General features: G+C 72.6%; 21 protein-coding genes and 1 pseudogene. 8 read left to right on the top strand and 14 right to left on the bottom strand.

Going from position 1 to position 25,406, the window contains the following annotated elements:
- The first annotated feature begins 83 nt into the window (after window positions 1-83).
- Together BMY19_RS08300 and BMY19_RS08295 are read left to right on the top strand one after the other, a co-directional pair.
- Complete coding sequence (locus BMY19_RS08300; RefSeq protein WP_100251412.1) at window positions 84-1,361, top strand: HlyD family secretion protein; 1,278 nt, start codon at window positions 84-86, stop codon at window positions 1,359-1,361.
- A complete protein-coding gene (locus BMY19_RS08295) occupies window positions 1,358-3,037 on the top strand; it encodes a DHA2 family efflux MFS transporter permease subunit (protein ID WP_100251411.1) in 1,680 nt (559 codons plus the stop codon). The genes BMY19_RS08300 and BMY19_RS08295 overlap by 4 nt, the downstream gene beginning before the upstream one ends.
- Before the next feature lie 68 nt (window positions 3,038-3,105).
- Here the strand turns inward: BMY19_RS08295 and rimM are convergent, their stop codons facing one another.
- Genes rimM through BMY19_RS08270 form a run of 5 tightly spaced genes read right to left on the bottom strand, consistent with a single transcriptional unit; the run spans window position 3,106 to window position 6,312 of the window.
- Window positions 3,106-3,801, bottom strand: coding sequence for a ribosome maturation factor RimM (rimM, locus tag BMY19_RS08290; RefSeq protein ID WP_100251410.1), 696 nt, complete (start codon window positions 3,799-3,801; stop codon window positions 3,106-3,108).
- Between the two features lie 12 nt (window positions 3,802-3,813).
- Window positions 3,814-4,176 (bottom strand): 30S ribosomal protein S16, encoded by a 363-nt coding sequence (gene rpsP, locus BMY19_RS08285; protein ID WP_020092607.1) that lies wholly within the window; start codon window positions 4,174-4,176, stop codon window positions 3,814-3,816.
- 7 nt (window positions 4,177-4,183) lie between these two features.
- A complete protein-coding gene (locus BMY19_RS08280) occupies window positions 4,184-4,516 on the bottom strand; it encodes a chorismate mutase (RefSeq protein ID WP_012320554.1) in 333 nt (110 codons plus the stop codon).
- The gene (ffh, locus tag BMY19_RS08275; RefSeq protein WP_100251409.1) at window positions 4,513-6,075 is read right to left on the bottom strand and encodes a signal recognition particle protein; all 1,563 of its coding nucleotides are present in this window, start codon (window positions 6,073-6,075) and stop codon (window positions 4,513-4,515) included. Before ffh ends, BMY19_RS08280 begins: the two co-directional genes overlap by 4 nt.
- 18 nt (window positions 6,076-6,093) lie before the next feature.
- On the bottom strand, window positions 6,094-6,312 hold the full coding sequence (locus tag BMY19_RS08270; protein ID WP_026604841.1) for an eL24 family ribosomal protein: 219 nt from the start codon (window positions 6,310-6,312) through the stop codon (window positions 6,094-6,096).
- A gap of 300 nt (window positions 6,313-6,612) precedes the next feature.
- Here BMY19_RS08270 and BMY19_RS08265 point away from each other — a divergent pair, with 300 nt between their 5' ends.
- Window positions 6,613-7,242, top strand: coding sequence for an ATPase (locus BMY19_RS08265; protein ID WP_100251408.1), 630 nt, complete (start codon window positions 6,613-6,615; stop codon window positions 7,240-7,242).
- Window positions 7,243-7,572: 330 nt separating this feature from the next.
- The gene (locus BMY19_RS08260; protein WP_100251407.1) at window positions 7,573-8,715 is read left to right on the top strand and encodes an aromatic ring-hydroxylating oxygenase subunit alpha; all 1,143 of its coding nucleotides are present in this window, start codon (window positions 7,573-7,575) and stop codon (window positions 8,713-8,715) included.
- 7 nt (window positions 8,716-8,722) lie between these two features.
- Here BMY19_RS08260 and BMY19_RS08255 read toward each other — a convergent pair.
- Window positions 8,723-9,455: pseudogene (locus BMY19_RS08255) on the bottom strand (class I SAM-dependent methyltransferase).
- A gap of 75 nt (window positions 9,456-9,530) precedes the next feature.
- On the opposite strand from BMY19_RS08255, the gene trmD reads away from it, so the two are divergent.
- Both trmD and BMY19_RS08240 read left to right on the top strand, forming a co-directional pair.
- Window positions 9,531-10,295 (top strand): tRNA (guanosine(37)-N1)-methyltransferase TrmD, encoded by a 765-nt coding sequence (gene trmD, locus BMY19_RS08250; protein WP_100251406.1) that lies wholly within the window; start codon window positions 9,531-9,533, stop codon window positions 10,293-10,295.
- A gap of 351 nt (window positions 10,296-10,646) precedes the next feature.
- Window positions 10,647-11,816, top strand: coding sequence for a phosphoserine transaminase (locus BMY19_RS08240; protein ID WP_100251405.1), 1,170 nt, complete (start codon window positions 10,647-10,649; stop codon window positions 11,814-11,816).
- A gap of 215 nt (window positions 11,817-12,031) precedes the next feature.
- On the opposite strand, the gene BMY19_RS08235 is transcribed toward BMY19_RS08240, so the two are convergent.
- From BMY19_RS08235 to tesB, 3 genes are all read right to left on the bottom strand, one after another.
- Window positions 12,032-13,531: an ammonium transporter gene (locus BMY19_RS08235; RefSeq protein ID WP_100251404.1), complete on the bottom strand. Its 1,500-nt coding sequence runs from the start codon at window positions 13,529-13,531 to the stop codon at window positions 12,032-12,034.
- An 81-nt stretch (window positions 13,532-13,612) separates the two neighbouring features.
- Window positions 13,613-13,951: a P-II family nitrogen regulator gene (locus BMY19_RS08230; RefSeq protein WP_010683623.1), complete on the bottom strand. Its 339-nt coding sequence runs from the start codon at window positions 13,949-13,951 to the stop codon at window positions 13,613-13,615.
- A gap of 300 nt (window positions 13,952-14,251) precedes the next feature.
- Entirely contained in the window at window positions 14,252-15,151 is a 900-nt protein-coding gene (gene tesB, locus BMY19_RS08225) for an acyl-CoA thioesterase II (RefSeq protein WP_091976800.1), read from the bottom strand.
- Window positions 15,152-15,249: 98 nt separating this feature from the next.
- Here tesB and BMY19_RS08220 point away from each other — a divergent pair, with 98 nt between their 5' ends.
- Window positions 15,250-16,515: an FAD-dependent monooxygenase gene (locus BMY19_RS08220; protein WP_100251403.1), complete on the top strand. Its 1,266-nt coding sequence runs from the start codon at window positions 15,250-15,252 to the stop codon at window positions 16,513-16,515.
- 21 nt (window positions 16,516-16,536) lie between these two features.
- Here the strand turns inward: BMY19_RS08220 and BMY19_RS08215 are convergent, their stop codons facing one another.
- The 5 genes from BMY19_RS08215 to BMY19_RS08195 all read right to left on the bottom strand — a co-directional run bounded on the left by BMY19_RS08215 (window position 16,537) and on the right by BMY19_RS08195 (window position 24,064).
- A complete protein-coding gene (locus tag BMY19_RS08215) occupies window positions 16,537-17,490 on the bottom strand; it encodes a phosphatase PAP2 family protein (RefSeq protein WP_100251402.1) in 954 nt (317 codons plus the stop codon).
- 74 nt (window positions 17,491-17,564) lie between these two features.
- Window positions 17,565-18,599, bottom strand: coding sequence for an acyltransferase family protein (locus tag BMY19_RS08210; protein WP_100251401.1), 1,035 nt, complete (start codon window positions 18,597-18,599; stop codon window positions 17,565-17,567).
- A 134-nt stretch (window positions 18,600-18,733) separates the two neighbouring features.
- Entirely contained in the window at window positions 18,734-19,237 is a 504-nt protein-coding gene (locus tag BMY19_RS08205; protein WP_100251400.1) for a cupin domain-containing protein, read from the bottom strand.
- A 140-nt stretch (window positions 19,238-19,377) separates the two neighbouring features.
- Window positions 19,378-20,910, bottom strand: coding sequence for a glycosyltransferase family 2 protein (locus BMY19_RS08200; RefSeq protein WP_100251399.1), 1,533 nt, complete (start codon window positions 20,908-20,910; stop codon window positions 19,378-19,380).
- Window positions 20,911-20,929: 19 nt separating this feature from the next.
- Window positions 20,930-24,064 carry a rhamnan synthesis F family protein gene (locus BMY19_RS08195; protein WP_100251398.1) on the bottom strand — a complete coding sequence of 1,045 codons (3,135 nt, stop codon included), beginning with the start codon at window positions 24,062-24,064 and terminating at the stop codon, window positions 20,930-20,932.
- Between the two features lie 336 nt (window positions 24,065-24,400).
- On the opposite strand from BMY19_RS08195, the gene BMY19_RS08190 reads away from it, so the two are divergent.
- Window positions 24,401-25,405, top strand: a complete 1,005-nt coding sequence (locus BMY19_RS08190) for an AAA family ATPase (protein WP_100251474.1) — start codon at window positions 24,401-24,403, stop codon at window positions 25,403-25,405.
- The last annotated feature ends 1 nt before the right edge of the window (window position 25,406 follow it).

Below are 25,406 nucleotides of genomic sequence, written 5' to 3'. Positions count from 1 at the left end.
CGGCCGGCTTTTGCTGCCTGAGGCGGGCGATGCGACAAGCCCGGTCACCCCCGGGTGGCCGGCCCATCGGGCGACGACTTTCCATGTTCGACGATCAGCGGCACCTCTCCGAGGACGAGGCGCGCCCGCGGCCGGCCGACGGCCGGGCCGTCGCGCGCGAGCGCGACGTGCTCGATCTCGGCCGCGCCGCGCCGGCCGCGGACCGCGAGTGCGACCGCGAGACCGCGCGCAAGCCCGGCGCGGAGGAGGCCGACGGCGCGCCCGAGGCGCAGGATGGGCAGGCCGGCGACGACGCGGCGGATTCCGACGACGACGGGGACGAAGCGCGGCGCCCCAACGTCCTGCGGCGCCACCCGCTCGCGTTCCTGCTCGGCGGGCTCGCGGTCGTCGCGCTCTGTGTCGGCGTGTTCTTCTACTGGCTGCTCTACATGCACCCCTACGAGAGCACCGACGACGCCTTCGTCGACGCGCGCAGCATCTCGATCCAGCCGAAGGTCGGCGGCTACCTCGTGGACGTGCCGGTCACCGACAACCAGCACGTCGAGGCCGGCCAGATCCTCTTCCAGGTCTTCCAGCGCGACTACGACATCGCCCTCGACCAGGCGAAGGCGCAGGTCGCCGCCGACGAGGCCGGCATCAAGAACATCGACGCGCAGATCCAGGCGCAGTACGCCAACATCGAGGTGTCCAAGGCGCAGGTCGCCACCGCCGAGGCGGCGCTGAAGTTCGCCCAGGAGGACGCGGCCCGCTACAAGGACCTCGCCGAGCGCGGCTCCGGCTCGGTCCAGCAGTCGCAGTCAGCGACCTCGACGCTGCAGCAGCGGCAGGCGGCGGTCCAGAGCGCCAATGCCAGCGTGGTCGCCGCGCAGAAGCAGGTCGGCTCGCTCCAGGCTCAGAAGGCCTCGACCCAGGCGCAGCTCGGCCGCGACCGGGCGCAGGTCGAGCAGGCCGAGCTGAACCTCGGCTACACGACGGTCCGCGCCGTGCAGGCCGGCCGCGTCGTCCGGCTCACCGGCGGCGTCGGCCAGCTCGCCCAGGCCGGCCAGACCCTGGCGATGTTCGTGCCCGACGACATCTGGGTGACGGCGAACTTCAAGGAGACGCAGATCACCGACATGCGGCCGGGCCAGCCGGTCGACATCGAGATCGACGCGTATCCCGGCCGCAAGATCCAGGGCACGGTGGCCTCGGTGCAGCCGGGCTCGGGCACGGCCTTCAGCCTGCTGCCGGCGCAGAACGCCACCGGCAACTACGTGAAGGTGACCCAGCGCATCCCGGTGAAGATCGTGGTCAAGACTTGGCCGACGGACGTGTCGATCGGCCCGGGCATGTCGATCGTCCCGACCGTCACGGTGCGGTGAGCGCCGTGGCCGGCCGGGGGAGCGCGGCCGCGCCGGGGCGCAGGCCGGGTGCGGGCAAGGCGGCAGGCGGCAAGGCGGCAGGCGGCAGGGCCGCGTCCGGGAAGGCGCCGGGCGGCCACAATCCGTGGCTGATCGCCGGCGTGGTCGCGCTGGCGACCTTCATGGAGGTGCTCGACACCACCATCGCCAACGTGGCCCTGCGCTACATCTCGGGCGGCCTCGCGGTCGGTCCGGACGAGGCGGCCTGGGTGGTGACGAGCTACCTCGTCGCCAACGCGATCACGCTCACGGCGTCGAGCTTCCTGGCCAAGCGCTACGGCCGCAAGGCGTTCTTCATGTGGTCGGTGGCGCTGTTCACCGTCTCGTCGATCCTGTGCGGCTTCGCCTGGAGCCTGGAATCGCTGCTGCTGTTCCGGGTGATGCAGGGGCTCGGCGGCGGCGGCATGGCGCCGCTCGCGCAGTCGATCCTGGCCGATTCCTTCCCGCCGGCGAAGCGCGGCCAGGCCTTCGCGCTCTACGGGGTCGCCATCGTGGTGGCGCCGGTGATCGGCCCGACGCTCGGCGGCTGGCTCTCCGACAACGCCTCCTGGCACTGGTGCTTCCTGATCAACGGGCCGGTGGGCGTGATCGCCCTCGGGCTGATGTACTGGCTGATCGAGGACAGCGACGCGGCCAAGAAGGAGCGCCGCGCCCTGGTGCGCAAGGGCATCCGCTTCGACATCGTCGGCTTCGTGCTGGTCGCCCTGTTCCTCGGCTCGCTGGAGGTGATCCTCGACGAGGGCCAGCGGAAGGACTGGTTCGGCACCTCGACGCTGATGAACGTGTCCGGCGTGCTGATGGTCGTCTCGTTCATCGCCATGATCCCGTGGCTGCTGACCCGCGAGAACCCGGCCGTCGACCTCCGCCTCATCGGCAACCGGCAGTTCGGCTCGTGCTTCCTAGTGATGATGTTCACCGGGGCGATCCTGATCGCCACCACGCAGTTCATCCCGCAGATCACGCAGGAATATTACGGCTACACCGCCACCCTGTCGGGCCTCGTCCTCGGCCCGGGCGGCATCGTCACGGTGGTGATGATGTTCCTCACCGGCCGGATCTCGTCCTACGTCCAGCCGAAATGGCTGATCGCCGCCGGCATGACCATCGTGGCGCTGGGCATGTACGACCTGACGCGGATCGACGGCAGCACGACCTTCGCGTTCTTCGCGTGGTCGCGGGTCTATATCGGCATCGGCCTGCCGATGGTGTTCCTGTCGATCACCTCGGCCTCGTACGAGGGGATCCGCAAGGACCAGACCGACCAGGCCTCGGCGCTGATCAACGTCGCCCGCAACGTCGGCGGCTCGATGGGCGTCTCCCTGGCGCAGAACATCCTGGCCTACCGGAGCCAGTTCCATCAGAGCCGCCTCGTGGAGAGCGTCAACCCGGCCTCGCCGGCCTACCAGGAGACCATGCGGCAGGCGACGCAGTACTTCTCCGAGCACGGCTACGCCGGGATCGAGGCCCAGAACCAGGCGACGGCGTGGATCGGGAGCGTCCTCAGCACGCAGGTGGCCTACTGGGCCTATATCGACGTGTTCTGGGTGCTCGGCCTCGTCGCGGCCTGCGCGGTCCCGCTGGCCCTGAGCCTGAAGAGCGTCAAGCTCGGCGGCGGAGCGCCGGCCGGGGGGCATTGAGGGCGGTCGCGGCCAGGGCGCCGCCCGGACTCCGGACGCGCCGCCGGCGCGCGGACCGACCGCCGTCCCTAGCCCGGATCGTCGGCGGGCTTCTCACCCGGCGCCGCGAACAGGTCCTCCGGCGCGACCACGGTGACGCGGCGCTGCGCCACGTCGAGGACCGGCACGAAGGCCTTCGTGAAGGGCAGGAGCGCGGTGGCGCCGCCGTTCGGCGGGCGCAGTTCCAGGAGGTCGCCGCCGCCGTAATTCGGCACGGCCACGATCGTCCCGACGAGGGTCCCGGCCTCGTCCACCGCCGCGGCGCCGATCAGGTCGGCGGCGTAGACCTCGTCGTCGTCCTCGGGCGCGGCCAGACGGTCGCGGGGAACGTACAGGGCGACGCGGTTGAGCGCCTCCGCGGCGCTGCGGCCCGAGACGCCCTTGACCCGGGCGATCAGCATGTCGGGCGACGGGCCGGGGGCGGGACGCACGTCGGCGAGCGTCAGCGTCCGGCCGTCGGCCGTCTGGAGCGTTCCGTAGCCGGCGATCGCCTGCGGATCGCCGGTGTAGGATTTGAGCCGGACCTCGCCGGTGAGGCCGTGCGCCCGCCCGAACTCGCCCAGCAGGACGAGGTTCGGATCGGGCGGCGCGGGCCGGGGCGCCGGCTTGGGGGCCGGCGCCTTGGGCGAGGTCGCCGCGTCGGGCGCGATCTTGCCGATCGCCGAGCTCGTGCGGCCTCGGCGGCCGCCGTCGCGGGAGGTGGGACCTGCGGGGCGGCGCGCCATGACCGGTGCGCCTTACGCGGCGGCGTCCTCGGCGGGAGCGGCGGCCTTCTCGGCGCGCTTGGCGGCGCGCTCCTTGGCCTTCTCGCCCGGCTCGGCCTTCTGCGGGTTGTTGCGGGTCGGGCGCTTGGCGAGGCCGGCCTGGTCGAGGAAGCGCAGGACGCGGTCGGTCGGCTGCGCGCCCTTGGCGAGCCAGCTCTGGATCTTCTCGTTGTCGAGCACGATGCGGGCCGGATCGTCCTTGGCCTTCATCGGGTCGTAGGCGCCGACCTTGTCGATGAAGCGGCCGTCGCGCGGGGCGCGGGCGTCGGCGACGACGATGCGGTAGTAGGGGCGCTTCTTGGCGCCGCCGCGGGTGAGACGGATCTTGAGGGCCATGGTCTGACTACTTTCGCTGTTGCTCGATCTGGGACTCGTGGTCCGCCTTGATCGACTGGTGGTGCCGAATGACTTCCTTGACCACGAAGGCCAGAAACTTCTCGGCGAAGTCGGGGTCGAGCTTGGCCTCGACCGCGAGCTTGCGGAGCCGGGCGACCTGACGGGCCTCCCGGTCCGGATCGGAAGGGGGGATCCCCTTTCGGGCCTTGAGCTCGCCGACCCGCTGCGTGCAGCGGAAACGCTCGGCGAGGAGGTGGATCAGCGCCGCATCGAAATTGTCGATGCTGTCCCGCAGGCGCGCGAGTTCGGGATCGACGGCCTGGGCCGCGAGCACGCTCATTTCTTCTTCCCCGGCATGAACCCACCGAGACCCGGCAGCTTCGGACCGCCGAGGCCCGGAAGTCCGGGAAGCTTGGGCATCCCGCCCCCGCCCAGCCCCGGCGGCATCGGCGGCAGCTTGCCGCCGAACTGCTTCTCGAGCTGCGCGATCTGCTCCGGCGTCGGCTCCGGCATGCCGGGCGGGAGGCCGGGCATTCCACCGCCCATCCCGCCGCCGCCCAGGCCGAACATCGAGCCGAGCGCCTGCCCGATCCCGCGCTTGCCCTGGCCCATCGCCTTCATCATGTCGGCCATGGTCCGGTGCATCTTCAGGAGCTTGTTGATCTCCGAGACGTCGACCCCCGAGCCCGCCGCGATGCGCTTCTTGCGGCTGTTCTTGAGGAGGTCGGGATTCTTCCGCTCCTGCGGGGTCATCGACGAGATGATCGCCCGCTGGCGCTTGAACATCTTCTCGTCGAGGTTGGCGCCCTCGACCTGCTTCTTGATCTGGCCCATCCCGGGCAGCATGCCCATCAGGCCGCCGATGCCGCCCATCTTCTCCATCTGGGCGAGCTGCATGGACAAGTCTTCGAGGTCGAACTTGCCCTTGCGCATCTTCTCCGCGGTGCGGAGCGCCTGCTCGTGGTCGATGGTCTCGGCGGCCTTCTCGACGAGCGAGACGATGTCGCCCATGCCGAGGATGCGGTTGGCCACGCGGGCCGGGTGGAACTCCTCCAGCGCGTCGACCTTCTCGCCGACGCCGACGAGCTTGATCGGCTTGCCGGTGACGGCGCGCATCGACAGCGCCGCGCCGCCGCGGGAATCGCCGTCCATGCGGGTCAGCACGATGCCGGTGACGCCGAGCCGCTGGTCGAAGGCGCGGGCGGTGTTGACCGCGTCCTGGCCGGTGAGCGCGTCGGCGACGAGCAGCACCTCGTGGGGCCTCGTCGCGGCCTTCACCTCGGCGGCCTCGGCCATCAGGCCCTCGTCCACCGTGGTGCGGCCGGCGGTGTCGAGCATCACCACGTCGAAGCCGCCGAGGCGGGCTGCGTCCATGGCGCGCTTGGCGATCTGCACCGCCGACTGGCCGGCGATGATCGGCAGGCTCTCCACGCCGACCTGCCTGGCCAGCACCGCGAGCTGCTCCATGGCGGCCGGGCGGCGGGTGTCGAGCGAGGCGAGCAGGACCTTGCGCTTCTCGCGGTCGGAGAGGCGCCGGGCGATCTTGGCGGTGGTCGTGGTCTTGCCCGAGCCCTGCAGGCCGACCATCAGGATCGGCACCGGGGCGGGGGCGTTGAGATCGACGGTCTCGGCGTCGGTGCCGAGCATCGCCACGAGCTCGTCGTTGACGATCTTCACGACCATCTGGCCGGGCGTCACCGACTTGAGCACGACGGCGCCGACGGCCTTCTCCTTCACCCGGTCGGTGAAGCCGCGGACCACCTCGAGGGCGACGTCGGCCTCCAGCAGGGCGCGGCGCACCTCGCGCATGGCGGCGGTGACGTCGGCCTCGGTCAGGGCACCGCGACGGGTGAGCCCCGAGAGGATGCCGGAGAGGCGGTCGGACAGGCCTTCGAACATGTTCCTGACGCCCCGCCGTTACTGCTCGAGCCCGGCGCGCTCGACGCGGCGCGCCTGGAGGGCGGCCTCGAAGCCGCGCACGGCCTTGGCGAACTTGTCCCGGCAGTCCGGGTTGCAGAAGCCCACCACGGCGCCGTTGTAGAGCGTCAGCGAGTCCGCCGAGATCGGCTTGCCCGACCACGGGCAGGTCTCGTTGATCGCGTCCTCGATCTTCAACGCTTCTTGATCTCGCGTCATGCGGGTGCCTCGGCCGGCGGATCCCGTCCTCGCATATCGGCCAACGCCCATCGCGCCCGAGGGCGCGGACGCGCTGTCGGGCGTTGACCTCCGGCCTCGCGGGACCGGTCGGCTTGGCATCGGTCGATCTGCTACGGATCGGGAGGCCGGGGCGTAGCGGCAGCCGGCCGGAAAGTCAATTTTTCGGCCCGGCCGGCGCCGCGGCGGTGCCGAAACGGGCCGCCGATCGGTGTTAACTTTTACCGATCGTTAAGCATGTTGGGATTGTCTTCGGGCCATATTCGATCAGGACGCCCGCCGATGTCGGAACCCGCCCGCTCTCACTCGCCGACCGAGTCCGGCAGCTTTCCCGCGACCGGTCCGCTCCGCGACTGGCTGACGGCGATGAAGGCCCAGGCGCCGGCCGAGGCCCGCGGCGATACCCGGCCCGAGGAGACCCTGCCCGAGGCGAAGCGGCCGCGCGGCGGGGAGACGGCGTGGTCGCCCCGCGTCGTCCCCGCCCCCGAGGCGCCGCGGGCCGCGGCCGAGGATCCCGACATCGCCGAGCTGATGGCCGAGAACCTGATGCTGAAGGCCCGGCTCCGCGTCGAGGCCGAGCGCCAGGACGAGCTGCAGGCCATCCTGGCCGACGAGATCCGGACGCTCCGCGAGCATATCCGCGACGAGATCGGCTCCCTGGAGGATCTCCGGGCCGAGCAGGAGGACGTCCGCGTCGAGCGCGAGGAGTTCCGCGGCGAGCGGGAGCGCTTCCGGGCCGAGCGCGAGGAGCTGCGCGCCGAGCGCGACCGGGCGATCGCCGAGCGAGACGCCCTGCGGGCCGAGCGGCTGACCCTGGCCGGCGAGCGCGACGCCCTGCGCGAAGAGCGCGACCTGTGGCGCGCCCGGACCGAGGCGCTGGCCCAGCCGCTGTTCCAGTCCCAGCGGCGCTGAGCGGCGATGAGCGCCGCCGACCGCATGTCCGGACCCTGAAACGCCGAAGGGCCACCCGAGAGGGTGGCCCTTCCATTGCCGAACCGTGTTGTCCGGCGGAACTGTCCCGAGATCGGGTCTCTGACGCGTCTTAGAGCGACGCGCCGGAGGCGACGGTCCAGGTCCGATGAGCCGAGACACACGGCTGATGACAATGAGACACTGGATCACCTCCTTTCGTTGGTTGCGGGTGAGGCGAAGGTAGGTGGCCGCGCCCGGCTTGTGAAGCCCCGCGCCTGCGCCCGTTTGTCCTCCCCGGCCCGGCGCTTCCCCGTCCCGGCAGCCGGGCGTATGACGGGCGCCCCGAGGTCTGCCCGAACCGCCTTGAACGCGCCCTTCGCCAACCCGCCGCGCCCTGCCGACGAGGCCGCGCTCGATCCCGACGCGATGCGCCAGCCGCTCGGCAACGCGTGGTACTGCGTCGGGCAGTCCCGGAGCCTCGGCAGGGCGGGCGGCCGGTCGGCCCTGCGGGCCGTGGCGCTGAACGGCGAGCAGATCGTCCTGGGCCGCGCCCCCGACGGCGCGCCCTTCGCGCTGCGCGACCGCTGCCCCCACCGCGGCATGGCCCTGTCGAAGGGCCGCTTCGCCGGCGACACCCTGATGTGCCCGTTCCACGGCTGGCGCTTCGGCACCGATGGGCGCTGCCGCGACGTCCCGACCCTGTCGGAGCACGACGCCGCCGACTTCTCGCGCATCCAGGTGCAGCGCTTCCCCGTGCGGGAGAGCGCCGGCTTCCTCTGGGTCAACCCGCATCTCGGCCCGGCCGCGGGCTCGGTGCCGGAGGTGCCGGAGGTGCCGGAGCTGGATTTCGAGCCCGCCGGCTCCCTCGTGGTCGAGCTGGAGGTCGAGGCCTCCTTCGACCTGACGACGCTGAGCCTCGTCGATCCCGGGCACGTCGCCTTCGTCCACGATTCGTGGTGGTTCCGGCCGTCGAAGCAGCTCCGCGAGAAGGTGAAGACCTTCCAGCCGGTGCCGCACGGCTTCGTGATGACGAGCCACGCCACCACGACGAGTTCGCCGGTCTACCGCCTGCTCGGCGGCGTCCCCGAGGTCGAGATCGAGTTCCGCCTGCCCGGCGTGCGCCTGGAGCGCATCCGCGCGGGGGCGAAGCGGGTGGCGAACTACACCTTCGCGACGCCGCTGACGCCGGACCGGACGCTGCTCACCAACGCCCTCTACTGGAGCATGCCGGCCCTGAACCTGCTCAAGCCGGTCGCGCGCCCGCTGATGCGGCAGTTCCTGACCCAGGACCAGCAGGTGCTCCAGCACGCGCAGGACGGGCTCGACCGCAAGCCCACCATGGTGCTGTTCGGCCAGGGCGACCTGCCCTCGCAATGGTATTTCCGGCTGAAGCGCGAGGCCCTGGAATCGGCCCGCGACGGGCGCCCGTTCGTCAACCCGCTGGAGCGCCGCGAGCTGCGCTGGCGATCCTGAGCCACTTCTACCGCGCCGTCGCGTCGTCGCGGCAGGGCCGGACCGTCTCCGGCCTCGGGCGCGCCTCCGGCGCGGGCGCCGCGAAGATTGCCAGGTAGGCCCCGTCCGCGAGCGGCCGGAAGCCGGTCTCGCGGTAGCCCGCGGCGGCGAGCTCGCAGCGCAGGAGCGCCGGCGGCGTGCCGTGCCGCGACGGGATCGCGTCGGCGTCGACGATCCCGACCCGGGCGCCCGGGCGCATCGCGGCGGCGAGGTTGTGGAGCAGACCGAAGGGCTGGGTGATCTCGTGGTACATGTGGACGAGGATCGCCGCGTCCACCGAGGCCGGGGGCAGGCGCGGGTCGTGCGGCTCGCCGCGCACGACCGTGACGTTCCCGAGCACCTTCACCCGCTTCTAAGGCCGCCAGGTAGGACGGCGTCACGTCCTCGGCGAGCACGCGGCCCCGCGGCCCGACCCGGGGGCTCAACCGCACCGCGTAGTAGCCGCTGCCGGCGCCGATATCCGCCACCGTCTCGCCGGGCGCGATGCCCATCCCCTCGGCCACCTGCTCGAACTCGCCCGCCCTGTCGCGCTCGGCCTCCGAGGACCAGCGCGGCGCGACGATCTCGGCCACGGGCCGGTCGGGCCTGGGGAAGGCGGCGGCGGGCGCGCCCGGGGGCGCCAGCGGCTCGGCGGCGCGGGCCGGGCCGGCCAGGGCAGCGGTGGCGGCAGCGGCCGCGAGGAGGGCGAGGGCGCGGATCATGGCCGACAACCCGCGGGGCGCGCCGACGGTGCCGGCCCCGTTGACCGTGCCGCACCCCGCGCGCCATCAAGCGCCATGACGCGCGCGGACACGCCCTGGCGGGCCACGATCCTCACCCTCTACCCGGAGATGTTCCCGGGCCCGCTGGGCGTGTCCCTGTCGGGCGACGCCCTGGCGCGGGGCGACTGGACCCTGGAGGCCCGCAACATCCGCGCGCACGGCCTCGGCCGCCACCGCTCGGTGGACGACACGCCGGCGGGCGGCGGGGCCGGGATGGTCCTGCGCTGCGACGTGCTCGGCGCCGCCATCGACGCCGCGACTTACGACGCCGCGACCGGGGCCGTCGACCCGCGCCCGCGCCTGCTGATGTCGCCCCGCGGCCGGCCGCTCACCCAGGCCCGGGTGCGCGACCTCGCGGCGGGACCGGGCGCGCTGATCGTCTGCGGCCGCTTCGAGGGCGTCGACGAGCGCGTGATCGCCGGGCGCGGCCTGGAGGAGGTCTCGATCGGCGACTACGTGCTGTCCGGCGGCGAGATCGCCGCGCTGGTGGTTCTGGACGCCTGCGTGCGCCTCCTGCCCGGCGTGATGGGCAAGGTGGAATCCGGCGTCGAGGAGAGCTTCGAGGGCGGGCTCCTCGAGTACCCGCACTACACGCGCCCCCGCGACTGGGAGGGCCGCGCGATCCCGGACGTCCTCTCCGGCGGCAACCACGCCGCCATCGCCCGCTGGCGGCGGGCGGAGGCCGAGCGGATCACCGCCGAGCGGCGCCCGGACCTGCGCCCCGGGGGCAGCCCCGGTCAGGCCGGCTCGAGGTCGATCACCGGGCCGTCGCGGTCGTAATCCGGCGGGTCGAGCCGCAGCGGCTGCGGCACCAGCCGCGGTGTCCGGCTCGCCTGCAGGAGGCGGGGAATTAAGGCCCCAATAACCAAGAGTAGAACGGACCAGACCGCCAATATCGCGGCGCTGTGGAAAGTCATCGGCGCACCTCAAACGCTACGCGGCACCTCATTAAGGCTAACGGGCCCGGATTAATCGACTGTTCCCCGCCGCCCGGGGCCGTGTCCCGACCGGGGGCAGCGCCGCGAAGACTGCCGCCGGGACGGGCGCTTGCAAGCCGGCCGGTTTCGGCGCATGCGCGAGCCGGGACGCGCCTCCCCCGGGAGCGCGGCCCTCTGCAAGGATGGATCCGCCATGACCAGCCGCCCCACGCAGCGCCCGCGCGTGCCCTACTTCTCCTCCGGCCCCTGCGCCAAGCGCCCCGGCTGGACCCCGGCCGCGCTGGCCGACGCCGCCCTCGGCCGGTCGCACCGCTCCCCCCTCGGCAAGGCCAAGCTCGGCCGGGCGATCGACCTGACCCGCACGGTCCTGCAGGTGCCCGCCGACTACCGGATCGGCATCGTGCCGGCCTCCGACACCGGCGCCGTCGAGATGGCGATGTGGACGATGCTCGGGCCGAAGCCCGTCGCGGTCGCCGCCTGGGAGGCGTTCGGCAAGGAGTGGGTCACGGACGCGCTGAAGCAGCTCAAGATCGCGCCGCGCATCCACCAGACGCCCTACGGGATCCTGCCGGACCTCGCGGCGATCGACACGAAGAACAGCGACGTGGTCTTCACCTGGAACGGCACCGCGGCCGGCGTGAAGGTGCCGGACGGCGACTGGATCGCGGCCGACCGCGAGGGCCTGACGATCTGCGACGCGACCTCGGCGGCCTTCGCCCAACCCCTGCCCTGGGACAAGCTCGATGTCGTGACCTTCTCCTGGCAGAAGGTGATGGGCGGCGAGGCGGCGCACGGCATGCTGATCCTCTCGCCCCGCGCCGTGGCGCGGCTGGAGAGCCACACGCCGTCCTGGCCGCTGCCGAAGATCTTCCGCCTCACCAAGGACGGCAAGCTGATCGAGGGCATCTTCAAGGGCGACACGATCAACACGCCCTCGATGCTGGCCGTCGAGGACTACCTCGACACCCTGGACTGGGCCGAGCGGATCGGCGGCCTGAAGGCGCTGCACGCGCGGGCCGACGCCAACGCGAAGGTCGTCTACGACTGGGTCGCGCGCACGCCCTGGATCGCGCCGCTGGCCGCCGATCCCGCGAGCTACTCGAACACGGGCGTCTGCCTCGTGATCGCCGATCCGGACGTGCTCGCCCGCGGCGACGCGGCGGTCTCGGCCTTCGCGGCGGGGATCGTCGAGCGCCTCGACCGCGAGGGCGTCGCCCTCGACATCGGCGCCTACCGCGACGCGCCGGCGGGCCTGCGGATCTGGTGCGGCGCCACCGTGGAGACCTCGGATCTGGAAGCGCTGACACCCTGGCTCGACTGGGCCTTCGCGGAGGAGAAGGCGGCGCTGACGCGGGCGGCGTGAAGGCTTCGGGGTCGATGCCCGATCGCCGCCCCGCATCGTCCTTGCGAGCGGAGCGGAGCAATCCGGGGCAGCGCACCACGTCCAGCCGCAGCGTTGCCCTGGGTCGCTTCGCTGCGCTCGCGATGACGGCCTGACGCGACAGAAAACCCCGGTCCTCGCGGAGCCGGGGTTTTCTCGTTCGGGAGACGCGGCCCCGCGGGGCCGCGCCGTCCGTCTCAGTAGTTGTAGGCGCGCTCGCCGTGATCGGCGATGTCGAGACCCTCGCGCTCCTCCTCCTGCGTGACGCGCAGGCCGATCGTCACATCGACGAGCTTGTAGAGGATCGCCGAGCCGATGCCCGACCACAGCAGGGTCAGGCCGACCGCCTCCGCCTGGACGATGAGCTGGCTCATCATGTCGTAGGCACCGACGGCGAGCTCGCCCGGCTTCGAGGTGTAGTCGGGGATGCCGACGCCGCCGAGGTTCGGGTCGACCAGGATGCCGGTCGCCAGCGCGCCCAGGATGCCGCCGACGCAGTGGACGCCGAAGACGTCCAGCGAGTCGTCGTAGCCCAGCGCGTTCTTCACGGTGGAGCACATCACGAAGCAGACCACGCCGGCGACGAGGCCGAGCACGATCGAGCCCATCGGGCCGGCGAAGCCGGAGGCCGGGGTGACCGCGACGAGGCCGGCGACCGCGCCCGACAGCATGCCGAGCAGGGACGGCTTGCCCTTGAGGGCCCACTCGGCGAACAGCCACGCCACCGCGGCGGCGCAGGTCGCCACGAAGGTGTTGAGCATCGCGAGGGCGGCGGTGCCGTTGGACTCGAGGTTCGAGCCGGCGTTGAAGCCGAACCAGCCGACCCACAGCAGCGAGGCGCCGATCATCGTCATGGTCAGGGAGTGCGGGGCGAGCAGGTCGCGGCCGTAGCCGATGCGCTTGCCCATGATCAGGCAGCCGACGAAGCCGGCGATGCCCGCGTTGATGTGCACGACCGTGCCGCCCGCGAAGTCGAGGGCGCCCTTCTGGAAGAGGAAGCCGGCATCCTTGTTGACCGCGTCGAGGGCCGCCTGGGCGGTCGCCTTCGAGGCGTCGTCGGTGGCGGCGGCCAGCGCCTTCGCGGCGTTGCCGACGGCGTCCGGGCCGGCCCAGTACCAGACCATGTGGGCCATCGGGAAGTAGATGATCGTGACCCAGAGGATCGTGAACACCACCAGCGCGGAGAACTTCATCCGCTCGGCGAAGGCGCCGACGATCAGCGCGGGCGTGATCATGGCGAACGTCATCTGGAAGCACAGATAGGCGTATTCCGGGATCACGACGCCGTTCGAGAAGGTCGCGACCGTCGAGTTCGCGTCGACGCCCTTCAGGAAGGCCTTCGAGAGGCCGCCGACGAAGTCGTTGAGGCCGCCGCCGCTGGTGAAGGCGAGGCTGTAGCCGTAGAACACCCAGAGCAGGCCGACGATCGACACGATCGCGAACACCTGGGTCAGCACCGACAGCATGTTCTTGGTGCGCACGAGGCCGCCGTAGAACAGCGCGAGGCCCGGGATGCTCATCATCAGCACCAGGGCCGACGAGATCATCATCCAGGCCGTGTCGCCCTTGTTGGGGATCGGCGAGGGCGGCGGCGAGGCGGCTTCCGGTGTCGGGGTCTGCGCGAGGGACGGCTCGATCAGGAGGGCGGCGATCGCCGCCCCTCCCAAGCCGAGCATGAGGGCATGACGAAGTTTCATGGGCACGTGGCTCCCGGTCTCAAGTCCGTAGTGTTTCAGGAGGTCTGGGGATCGGCGGGCCCGGGCGCACCGGGCCGCGGATCAGAGGGCGTCGGCGTCGGTCTCGCCGGTCCGGATGCGCACCGCCTTCTCCAGCGGCATCACGAAGATCTTGCCGTCGCCGATCTGGCCGGTCCGCGCGGCCCCCGCGATGGCGTCGATCACGCTGGACGTCAGGTCCGAGGCGACGGCGACCTCGATCTTCAGCTTCGGCAGGAAGCTGACGGCGTATTCCGCGCCGCGGTAGATCTCGGTGTGGCCCTTCTGGCGGCCATAACCCTTCACCTCCGTCACCGTCAGGCCGTGCACGCCGATTCCGGTGAGCGCGTCGCGCACCTCTTCGAGCTTGAACGGCTTGATGATGGCCATCACGATTTTCATGGGCGACGCCCCCTTCGAAGTCTTCGGGAACCGTTGCCGTCACCCGACCTGCGGGACGAGCCGACCCGGACCGTCCGCAGGCTCGGGATGACCCGCGGTCGAAGGCCGCTATTCAAGGACTATGCCAGACAAGCTTGACCGGGAACATTTTCGCCGGTCGCCATTTTGCCCATCGATTAGCCCGATGCGGCCAGATCGCGGGCAGGTCCGGTCGCGCCGCCGCACAAACACGAGGCAATCTGCCCAATTCCGTGCATCTCGCCCCGTTGCGTGCCGGCAACACACGCGCGGCAACGCGTTTTAATCCCGCGTCGGGCGGATCAGACCCTCCTGCGCCACCGACGCCACGAGGTTGCCGGCCCGGTCGAAGATCTGGCCCCGGGCGAAGCCGCGGGCGCCGCCCGCGACCGGGCTGTCCTGGGCGTAGAGCAGCCAGTCGTCGATCTTCACGGGCCGGTGGAACCAGAGCGCGTGGTCGAGGCTCGCCGCCTGGATCGTCGGGTCGAACACCGAGCGCGCGTGCGGGATCAGCGAGACGTCGAGCAGGGTCATGTCGGACGCGTAGGCCAGCACGGCCCGGTGGAGTGCCGGATCGTCCGGCAGCGCCGAGGCCGCGCGCAGCCAGACATTGAAGATCGGGTCCGGCGCCCGGCCGCCCGCGCCGGCGGGCAGGTAGCGGTTCAGATCGACCGGCCGCAAGGCGATCGGCCGCTCGCGGCCGAAATAGGCGGCGATCGCCTCCGGCATCCCGGTGCCGCCGGCCGCCGCCAGGGCCTTGCCGTCGAGGAGCCCCTCGGGCCCGGCCACCGCCGGCATCGCCGGCTGGTGCGTGAGCCCCTCCTCGACGACCTGATAGGACACCGTCGTGGCGAAGATCGCGCGCCCGTGCTGGATCGCCTTGACCCGGCGGGTCGTGAAGCTCCGCCCGTCCCGGATCCGCTCGACCTCGTAGACGATGGGCGTGCGCGGGTCGCCGGGCAGCATGAAGTAGGCGTGGAGGGAGTGGGCGGGACGGTCGTCGGGCACCGTCCGGGTCGCGGCGACCAGGGCCTGCGCCACCACCTGCCCGCCGAAGACGCGCCGCCAGCCTGTCTTAGGGTTCTGGCCGCGGAACAGGTCGACCTCCAGGCGCTCCAGGTCGAGGATGGCGATCAGCTCGGCGACGGCGTCCGTCATCGCGTCGGTGTTGGCGTCGGTCATGACCCGCGGGGTTTCCGTTCGTTGCCCGCGTGCGACATAGGCTTTTCGGACGAACCAATCCACGCGTCCCGCGCTGGACCCCTAGGAGATCCGCCCCGATGACGGCCGAGACGCCTCGCCCCGGCAGCCGCAGCCTCCTGATCGCCGGCGGCGGCCTGCCCAGCCTCGCCCTGGCCCTCGCCCTGAAGCAGGCCCACGGGCCGGCGCTGGCCGTGACGGTCATCGATCCGGGCGCCGCCGACCCCGCTCGGCATCGCGGCCGCGCCTACGCCCTCGCGGCGGGCGGGCGGCGGATGCTGGAGCGCCTCGGCCTGTGGGCCCGGGTCGCCGACGCGGCCGAGCCGATCGGCGAGATGGTGATCAGCGACAGCCGCCTCGCCGACCCGGTGCGGCCGGTCTTCCTGACCTTCGGCCGCGAGGCGGACGCGGAGCGCGACGACGGCGAGCCCTTCGCCCACATGATCGAGGCCGAGCCGCTCGCCGCGGCCCTCGCGGAGGCCTGCCGGGCGGCGGGGGTCGCGATCGTCGCCGCCGGGGTGGTGCGCGCGGTGCCGGAGGGGGCCGCGATCCGCGCGGCGCTCACCACCGGCGAGACCCTGCGGGGCGACCTGCTGGTGGCCGCCGACGGCGCGCGCTCGCGGCTGCGCGAGGCGGCGCGGATCGGCTGGGTCGGCTGGTCCTACCCGCAGGTCGGGATCGTGGCGACGATCGGCCACGCCCGGCCGCACGAAGGCCGCGCCTTCGAGCACTTCCTGCCCGCGGGCCCGTTCGCGATCCTGCCGCTGCGGGACGGCGGCCCCCTGGGGCACCGCTCCTCCATCGTCTGGACCGAGCGGTCGGACGACGCCGAGGCCCTGCTCTCCGGCGGCCCCGACGAGGTGCTCGCCGAGATCGAGCGCCGGTTCACCCTGGATCTCGGCGCGCTCGCGCTGGAGCACGGCCCCAGCCGTCACCCCCTCGCCTTCGGCATCGCCCGCGCCTTCCGCGCCGAGCGCCTCGCCCTGCTGGGCGACGCGGCGCACGTGATCCACCCGATCGCCGGCCAGGGCCTCAATCTCGGGCTCGCGGACGCCGCGGCGCTGGCCGAATCCGTGACCGGCGCGCTGCGCCTCGGCCTCGACCCCGGCAGCCCCGACGTGCTGCGCGCCTACGAGCGCGCCCGGCGCTTCGACAGCTTCGCCATGGCGGCGGCGACCGACGGGCTGAACCGGCTGTTCTCGAACGACGCCCTGCCGCTGCGGCTCGCCCGCGACCTCGGCCTCGGGATCGTGGACAGGCTGCCGGGGCTCAAGCGCTTCTTCATCGGCGAGGCCGCGGCCGCGCGCGACTCGCGGCCCCGGCTGATGCGGGGCGAGGCGCTCTGAGACGCCCGCGGGCCGCGCGCGTCAGGCCCGCCCGGGCGCGGGTCCGCCCTCGCGCGCTCCGGGGCGGAGCGCGTCCGCGGCCCGCCGCCGCCCGAGCGCCCGCGCGGCGCAGATCGCCAGGACGGCGATGACCAGCCCGGCGATCACGTCGACGAAGTAGTGGCCGCCGTCGATCGGCGTGGCGGCGATGAGGAGGACGTTGACGAGGAGGGCCGGGATCCGGGCCGCGCGCAGGTGCCAGAAGGCCCAGATGTAGAGGGCGCCCAGCGCCGCGTGGAAGCTCGGGAACGTGATGATGCCTTCGACGTGGTCGAGGGAGATCGTCCGGAGCGTGCCGTCGCGCAGGCCGGTCAGGTCCGCGACGTGGACGTAGGACGCGGCCGGGTGCAGGTTGGGGAAGTCCGCCGGGGACAGGCCCAGGAAGACGAAGTTGGCCAGGGCCGGCGTCAGCGCGGAGATCAGGACCGTCACCGTGCCGGCGAGGGCGAAGGCCAGGACGAAGTCCCGCAGGGCCCGCAGCCGACCGCTGAAGCCCAGCAGGATGACCGCCAGCATGGTCTGCAGGATCAGGCTCCGGTAGGCCAGCGAGAGCGCCAGCCCGAGCCGCGGATGGCCGTCCACGAAGGCGAGGTAGGCGCGCCAGTCCAGTCCGAGCCGCCGGTCCCAGGCGTCGAAGGTCGAATCCCAGAGCGGGCCGCCAGTGCTCGCGACGGTGTACGACAGCGCGGCCGCGCAGGCGCTGAAGGCGATGACCTGCGCCAGCGCGCTGAGCGTCGCGGCGATGCGCGGCTCGGGGCGTCGCGTGCGGTAGACCCACGCCAGGGCCTCGAGCCCGCCGCAGGCCGCGAGGGTGACGAGGGCGCTGTCCCAGGCGAAGTGCAGCCCGGCGACCGCCATCCAGACGATCGTGGCGACCAGCGTGGCGGCGATGAGGGGCCACGCGCCGACGCCGCCGCGCGGGCGCTCAGCGAACATCGGGGCCCCTGGCGTGTGGCGCTGTCATCGAGGGTCTTGCGGCCGGAATGCCGGCGGATCGTCCCGCACAAGTCTTAAGGATCCGCCCCGGACAAGCCCGGCCGCGCGCGACGCCGGCGGCCGGCGAGCCCGTCGACCAAGCCGTCGACAACACTGTCGGCGGCCGCGCGGACGGCCCGGATCGGCCCGCGCAGCCCGCGAGCCGCGATCAGGTGCAGGGGCAGGCCGATTGCGGCGAGCAGCACCAGGCCGTCCCACCGGTCCCAGGCGGGCCAGTGCGGCGCCAGGAGGAGGAAGACGCCGCTGACGATGTAGAGTTCGAAGCTCGCCCGCCCCAGCAGGCCGGCCGCGGCGCGCGGCGGGCCGCGCAGCCGGCCGGCGACCGCCAGCGCGAACGCCGAGCCCGCCGTGGCCGTCACGGCGAACAGCGCCGGGTCGCCGTACTGCCCGGCCGCGACGTGGACGAAGTTCCGCGGCGCGCAGAGCAGGAGCACGGCGAGGCCGCAGGCGCCGAGCAGCGCCGACACGTCGAACACCCGTGGCCCGAGCCGCAGGCCCGCAACGTAGAACGGCAGGGCGCCCACGAGCGCGTGGACCTGCCAGTACGGGAACGCCCGCGCGCTGCAGGTCCACGACAGGGCCAGGGCGCCGCCCAGGACGAGCCAGTAGCCGCCCGGGAAGGTCGCCGCGCGCGCCGCGGCGTCGATCACCCGCACCAGCCCCAGGGCGACCAGGAACCAGAGCACGCCCAGGCCGAAGTCGCGGCCGTAGAGAGCGGCGCGCAGCGCGTCACCGGGCGACAGGGTGCCGGCGAGGGCCTGGGGGACCAGCGCGAGGGTGCCGAACGCCAGCGCCACCGCCACGAGCCGCAGCGCGGAGCGGCAGGCTTCGCCGAGACTCGCCTCGCCCTTGATCCGGTCGACCATCCCGCAGAGCAGGAAGAAGAACGGCATGTGGAAGGCGTATATGACCCGCCAGACCGCGAGGGCCGGCCCCGGCTCGAGCCCCGACGGGCCGTAGAAGACGGGCTGCAGCAGGTGGCCGAGGAGGACCAGCAGCACGGCAAGGCCGCGCGCGGCGTCGAGCTGCAGGTCGCGGGATGGAGCCATCGGGTCGGTTCGCGGCGTCGGAACGCCGATGATGCCGCGCCGAGCCTTAGCAAGCCGTGTCACCGGAGCGCGGGATTCAACCTAGTATTACGCCTCGTCGGCTCGGCGCGGCGGATGCCGCCGGCGCCCGCGCCTCATCCGGCGACGAGCGCCCGCGCCCGGCGCAGCCACCGCAGGGACGCCTCGATCAGGGTCGGGCTGCGGTGCTTGAGGATCGCCGATTTCAGGAGCGTCCTCGGCACCTCCCAGAGCTGGACGGACCCGACCGGGAAATGCGCCACGTCGCCCGGCGTCAGGTGGTGGCGGCTGCCGTCGGCGTCGGTGACGAAGACCTCGCCGTCGAGGATGGTGATGATCTCGTCGGCGTGGTGGGTCCAGCGGAACGTGCTGGCCGTGGTGCGCCAGAGGTAGACCTGCGCGCTGCCGTCATGGGTCTGCGAGACCTCCGCGACCTCGGTGACGGGGTCGCCGGAGACGACCCAGTCCGCCGGGATCGGCGCCGGGGCGAAGGCGGCGCCGCCGGACCGGACCGCCGTGCTGGCGACGGGACGACCCCGCTCGTGCAGCCGGATCTCCGCCGCGAGGCCGACCAGGGCGAGGCCGACGAGGAGGGCGGCGGCGGTGAGCGGCTTCTTCACGTTGGGCTCCCCACCCCGGCGCGGACGGTTCCGTCCGCGCATCCGCCAAGATGGGTAGAGGCTCGGACTGCCCCGTTCCAGGCCGCCGCGCCGAACTTCGCGCGTTTAGCTTAACCCGGGCGCGCCGGATCCGGGGCCGCTCAGGCGGCGTCCGCCCGGCGCTCCGAGATCCAGCGCGTCGCGTCGGCCCGCGGGGCGACCACGTCGGTGTCGATGCGCAGCTGCGGGCTGTAGGCCGGATCCTCCGCGATGACGTCGCCCCAGCGGCGCAGGAAGCGGGCGATCTGCGAGCCCGGCGCAAAGCTGGTCTGCCGCGAGGCGCTCTCGTGGTGCGCCATCTCGGCGAAGGGCGTGTAGACGATGCGGTAGCCGAGCTGCCGCATCTTCAGGCACAGGTCGACGTCGTTGAAGTCGAGGGCGAAGCCCTCGTCGAAGCCGTTGACCGCCTCGAGCACCGCCTTGCGGGTGGCGAAGAGCGCCCCGGTCACCGCCGAGCAGTCGCGCTGCGTCAGGGCCCAGTCGCCGTAGGTCGGCTCAGCCGCGTCCCGGTTGTACCAGGGGTGGGCGAACACGTCGAAGATGCCGCCGGTCATGCCGGCATGCTGGATCTTGCCCGTGGGGAACAGCAGCCGGCCGCCGGCGCCGCCGACGCCGCGGTCCAGCGCGAAGGTCAGGAGCGCCTCGATCCAGCCGGGCCGGCGCACGACGAGGTCGTCGTTCATCAGGATGACGAGGTCGGTCTCGGCCGCGCGCCAGAGCGTGTTCATCTTGGCCGCGTAGTTGAACCGCTCGCCCGGAGCCCGGGTCGTCAGCAGGCGGGTCACGGTGAAGCGGTCGGAGCGGCCGCGGTAGATCGCGTCGTCGGCCACGTCGTCGCCGATCAGCACGCGGATCCGGTCGGCCGGGTAGGTGCTGCGGCCGAGACTGTCGAGCAGGTTGATCACGTGGGGCTTGGCGCCCTCGACGGCGCGGCCCTGATCGTCCTTCGGGCGGCTCTGGTTGGTCGGCACGACCAGGGTCACGGCCGGCCGCGCGTCGAAGCTCCGGCGGATCTCCAGCGTGTCCGGGGTCAGCCCCGGGGCGGTGCGCAGCGGCATGCCGGAGGCCTCGAACCAGCGGTCGAGGGCGTGGGCGCGCGCCGTGCGCGTCGCCTTCGGGCGCTCCAGCGGCGAGGCGATCAGGGTCTGGGGGATCCGGTCGATGCCGATCCCCGCGGAGATCGCGCCGAGCAGGAATCGGAACCACGCGGCGCTGCCGTGGCGCAGGCCGAAATCGGGGCTCAGGCCGGCCAGGGCCGAGACGCGGATCAGCAGCGGGAAGCCGATATAGTCGTCGGCCATCAGGAGGGCCGGGTTGAAGGCCGGCTTGCAGTGGACGCTGCGGACCTGGCCGGCGCCGTCCACCACGGCGTCGTCGCCGTAGAAGATGCCGATATCGGGCCGCTCCGCCAGCGCGCGCGTCAGGTGCGCCGCGAGGTCGGGGCGCAGCTCGGAGGCCGCGGGCGCGACGAAGATCGCCCGGCAGGCGGGGAACTGGCCGGAAGCGACCTGGGCGAGCCGGCGCTCGTCGAGGGGGCGGAGTTGCCCGTCGAGGGGCAGCGGCAGGATCGCGTCCGGCCACGGGAGCGTGCCCCAGGAGGCCGACGGGGCCGGGACCGGCTTCTTCTTCAACACGGGTCGCGTCTCCGGGGATTCAGGACCGTTCGGCGGCCAGGAGGCGGATCAGGCTCGCCTCCATGGCCCGCGCCACCGCGCCGATGGACAGCCGCTCGCGGATGCGGGCCCGGGCGGCGGCGCCGATCCGGGCCGCGTCGCCGCCGGTCACCGCCCGGGCCGCGTCGTTGAGGGCCCGGGTGAGGTCCGCCTCGTCCACCTGGCCCCACTCGGCGCCGCGCAGGTACGGGCCGTAGGTCTGGTCGAGGGCCGTGACCTCGGCCTTCACGGGGAAGCCGCAGGTGGCGTCGAGGAAGTCGCGGCAGCCGCCGTAATCGGTGGCGACCACGACCTTGCCCATCTCCATCGCCTCGGCGATCGTCAGGCCGAAGCCCTCCGAGGAGTGCGACGAGGCGTAGACCGCGCAGAGATCGAACAGCGCGCCGAGCTCGTTCTGGGAGAGCGGCTGGTCGATCACCACGACGTCGCCGGACGTGCCCACGAGGTCGAGGAGCTTCTTGCCCTCCTCGGGCAGGTCGAACACGTGCTTGGTCTTGAGCACGAGCTGCCAGCCGGCCTGCCCGAGACCCGCCGCCCGGAAGGCCCGGATCAGCGCGTGCGGATTCTTGCGGGCGAGGTAGCTGGAGCCGTCAAAGGCGTAGAGGATCACCCGCTTGGACGGGTCGATCGCGAAGGCCTTGCGCAGGTTCGCCTTGGCGGCGGCGCTCACCGGCTCGCCGGCCTCGTTCTCGACCACGTAGGGCACGACGTCGACCGGGATGTCGGTGATCTGCCGGAAGATCGCCGCGCAGAACTCCGTGGGCGCCCAGATCGCGTCGAGGCCGTCGACGGTCGGCAGCCAGCCCCCGGGCACGTGCGAGGTCTCCCAGACGAACAGCCCGATCTTCAGCCGCGCCTCGGCGGCGATCGCCCGCTGCCGGTCGCTCATCAGCGAGTGCCAGCTGTCGCCGTTGAAATGGACCAGCGCGACGTCGGCGGGGCCCGAGAAGGTCCGGGCCTGCCACGCCGGCGCCACCCGGGCGTGGACGTGGAACGGCCGCTCCATCGGGTGGACGTTCAGCGCGAAGGGGGTCCGATGCAGGGCGCGGGCGTAGCTGCGGGCCGCGACGCCGAGGCCGTTGGCGTAGTTCATCGGCGAGACGTAGGCGACGCGCTGCGGCCGCTCCGGCGCCCGGGGCCGGCGCAGGTCGGCCCAGATCCTGGCCCCCGGATACGTGTAGGTCACGTCGAGCCGGTCGAGGTCGAAGCCGCGCTCGGCGATCGCCTCCCGCACCGCCGCCCCGCCGATCGCGGCGTGCTCGCCCAGCAGCGAGCGCTTCACGAACGGGAAGCCCTGGCTGAGCATGTTCTCCCAGTCGAACAGGGTGCGGTTGTTGCGCGGGTCGTTGACCAGCGACATGTGCTTGTTCTGGGCCGAGAACAGGCTGCGCATGCCGAGCCCGGCCGCCCGCATCCGCTGCGAGAAGGTCAGCTCGTACTCGGTGATGACCGCGTTCTTGTCCGGCCAGTTCGCCACCGACAGGAGGAAGTGGTTGAACGCGTACGAGGACAGGCAGCGCCGCTTCAGGGCCAGGAAGAAGCTCTGGAGGTGGTGGCTGTAGTAGAAATTGTCGGCGAGGCCGATCACCGCCTCCGGGAAGGCGTCGATCTTGGCGAGCAGGCCGGCGAAGTCGTCGCGGTCGAGGGGCCCGACGAGGCTGTCGTTGGCGAGGTAGAGCGTCTCGGAATCGAGGAGGTCGGTGTCCTCTAGGAGGACATGCGCCCAGGCGGCGAAGTCGAAGCCGCTGTTCTCGCGCAGGTAGACCGAGGCGCAGAGATCCAGGATCGCCTGCGGCACGGCGTTCTTGTGCTGGTCGGCGGCGATGATCAGGACGAGGTCGGTCCCGTTCTCCGCGAACGCCCGCAGGTACGGCTCGACGTGGCCGCGGATCCGCCCCTCGGGGCAGTGGGTGATGAACAGGGCCGTGCGGCCGTGCCGCCGGGGCTCGCGCTTCAGGCAGGAGAGGCGCGCGTCGGAGGCTTCCGGCACCGCGGCCCCGGGGACGCGGCGGGTCAGGCGGCCCGCCTCCAGGCCGGTGGTGACGTAGTCGATCAGCGGGTTGAGGCCCAGCGCCGCGACCTTCGGGTAGCGGGCGCGGTACCAGGGCGCGTCGAAGCGGGGCGACGGGCTCGTCGTGCGCCCGCCATCGGCGAGGAAATGCGCCAGCGGGTTCTGCCCGGCCGCGTCGTCTTCAAGGTAGGTCTCGGTGTACCAGCGCGTGGCGAACCAGGGCCCCGGGTCGAGGCCCTCGGCGGCGCCGTGCTCCAGGTAATGGACCAGCGGGTTGAGGCTGTCGGCCCGCACCGCGGCGGACTGGGCCGCGTACCAGTCGGGATCGAACAGCGGGTGCGGCGCGTAGCGGCGGTAGCCGCCGGCCATCACGTAGTGCTCCAGGGGCTCGAGCCCGCTGGTCTCGGCCTCGGGGCAGCGCTCGCGGTAGAACGCGGCGTCGAACAGGCCCGACCGCCTGATCAGGTCGACGTGCCGCGACAGGCCGGCGAACTCCTCCGGGTTGCGCAGGTAGCCCTGCTTCCGGCCGGTCTCGAAGAAGTGGCTCAGCGCGTTGCCGCCGGCCGCGCGGGCATCCGGGTAGCGGGACAGGTACCAGGCGGTGTCGAACTGAGGCGACGGGTCGGTGTCGCTGCGCGACAGGAAGTCGGAGAACGCCCGGGCGCGGTGCTCCGCGCCGCCGAGGTAGCGCGTCGCGTACCAGTCCGGATCGAACAGCGGGTTGGGGCGGATGCCCGCCGCGGCACCGCGGTCGAGGAAGTGGAGCAGCGGGTTGGTGCCCTCGGCCCGGAGGCCCGGGACGGAGTCGAGGTAGAGGTCGCCGTGGAAGAGCGGGTGCGGCCAGCGCCCCTCGCGCCCGCCATGGACCGCGTAGTGCACCGCCGGATCGATCCCCTCGCCGACCACGTCGGGGTAGCGCCTCGCGTACCAGGCCGGGTCGAACAGGCCGGATTCCTTGACCGCGCGGACGAGGTCCGCCTGGCGGGGTTCGGTGCGGCGGCGGCCCTTGAGGCGCCGGGTCAACGGGCGCGCGAGGGACTGCGCCGCGCCGGCGAGGCCGGCCTTCTCCGACGATCCGACGACGAACACATCTCGAAGGCGCATGGTCAGGTCCGGATACGCGGGAAGCCCGCAAAGCTGCCCACGCCGCGATCCGCGAGAGACATCAGAGGGTTCGGCCGGTCCGGCGGTCGCGGGTGAGGATCGCCCCGGCTTGGGCGCCTTCCTAAAGGTCCGGGTCGCCCACGCCAAGAGCGGGGCGGGATCGGCGTCCGACCCATCGCGGGCGGCTCCGGTCTCGGCGAGGGCGCCGGACGCCGCCAACGCGGCCGCGAACGGGCGTGCGGCGATCCCGACCTTGCCAGCCCGGCACCTGAAGCCCCACACTTGCGGGATTGGCCGGCGGGTCCCGCGGGGCCCGGGCAGGAGATGGATATCGGCATGACGCAGGGGATCAACCCGGCCACCACCCTGGACGACGGCATCGTGGCGACGGCGGAGAGCTGCCTCGCCGACGTCGGCGCGGCGCGGGAGGCGATTCACGGGGTGATCTTCGGCCAGGAGAAAGTGGTCGATCTCGCACTCGTGACCATCCTGGCCGGCGGCCACGGCCTGCTGGTCGGCCTGCCGGGCCTCGCCAAGACCAAGTTGGTCGAGACGCTGGGCACGGTGCTGGGCCTCGACGCGCGGCGCGTGCAGTTCACGCCCGACCTGATGCCCTCCGACATCCTCGGCACCGAGATCCTGGAGGAGGACGCCGAGCGCCGCCGGGCCTTCCGGTTCGTGCAGGGGCCGGTCTTCACCCAGCTCCTGATGGCCGACGAGATCAACCGGGCGAGCCCGCGCACGCAGTCGGCGCTGCTGCAGGCCATGCAGGAGGGCCACGTCTCGGTGGCGGGCGCCCGCCACGACCTTCCGCGGCCGTTCCACGTGCTCGCCACCCAGAATCCGATCGAGCAGGAGGGTACCTATCCCCTGCCCGAGGCGCAGCTCGACCGCTTCCTCCTGGAGATCGACGTCGGCTACCCCGACCGCGCCGCCGAGCGGCGGATCCTGATCGAGACCACCGGCGTGGACGAGGCGCGCCCGCGGGCCGTGATGTCCACCGAGCAGCTGCTCACCGCCCAGCGCCTCGTGCGCCGGCTGCCGGTGGGCGAGGCCGTGGTCGAGGCGATCCTCGACCTCGTGCGCGCCGCCCGGCCGGACAGCGGCGACGCCATCGTGAAGGACAAGCTCCTCTGGGGGCCCGGCCCCCGCGCCAGCCAGGCGCTGACGCTCGCCGCCCGCGCCCGGGCGCTGATCGAGGGCCGGGTCGCGCCGTCGGTGGCCGACGTGAAGGCGCTCGCCGAGCCGGTGCTCAAGCACCGGATGGCGCTGAGCTACACCGCCCGCGCCGACGGCGAGACCATCGAGGGCCTGATCGCCAAGCTCGCGGAGAAGCTCTGAC

Origin of the sequence: Methylobacterium sp. UNC300MFChir4.1, assembly GCF_900110155.1 — a bacterium.
GTDB lineage: Bacteria > Pseudomonadota > Alphaproteobacteria > Rhizobiales > Beijerinckiaceae > Methylobacterium.
Note: the sequence above shows the minus strand (reverse complement) of the source record. Positions and strands in the feature narration are given on the sequence as shown.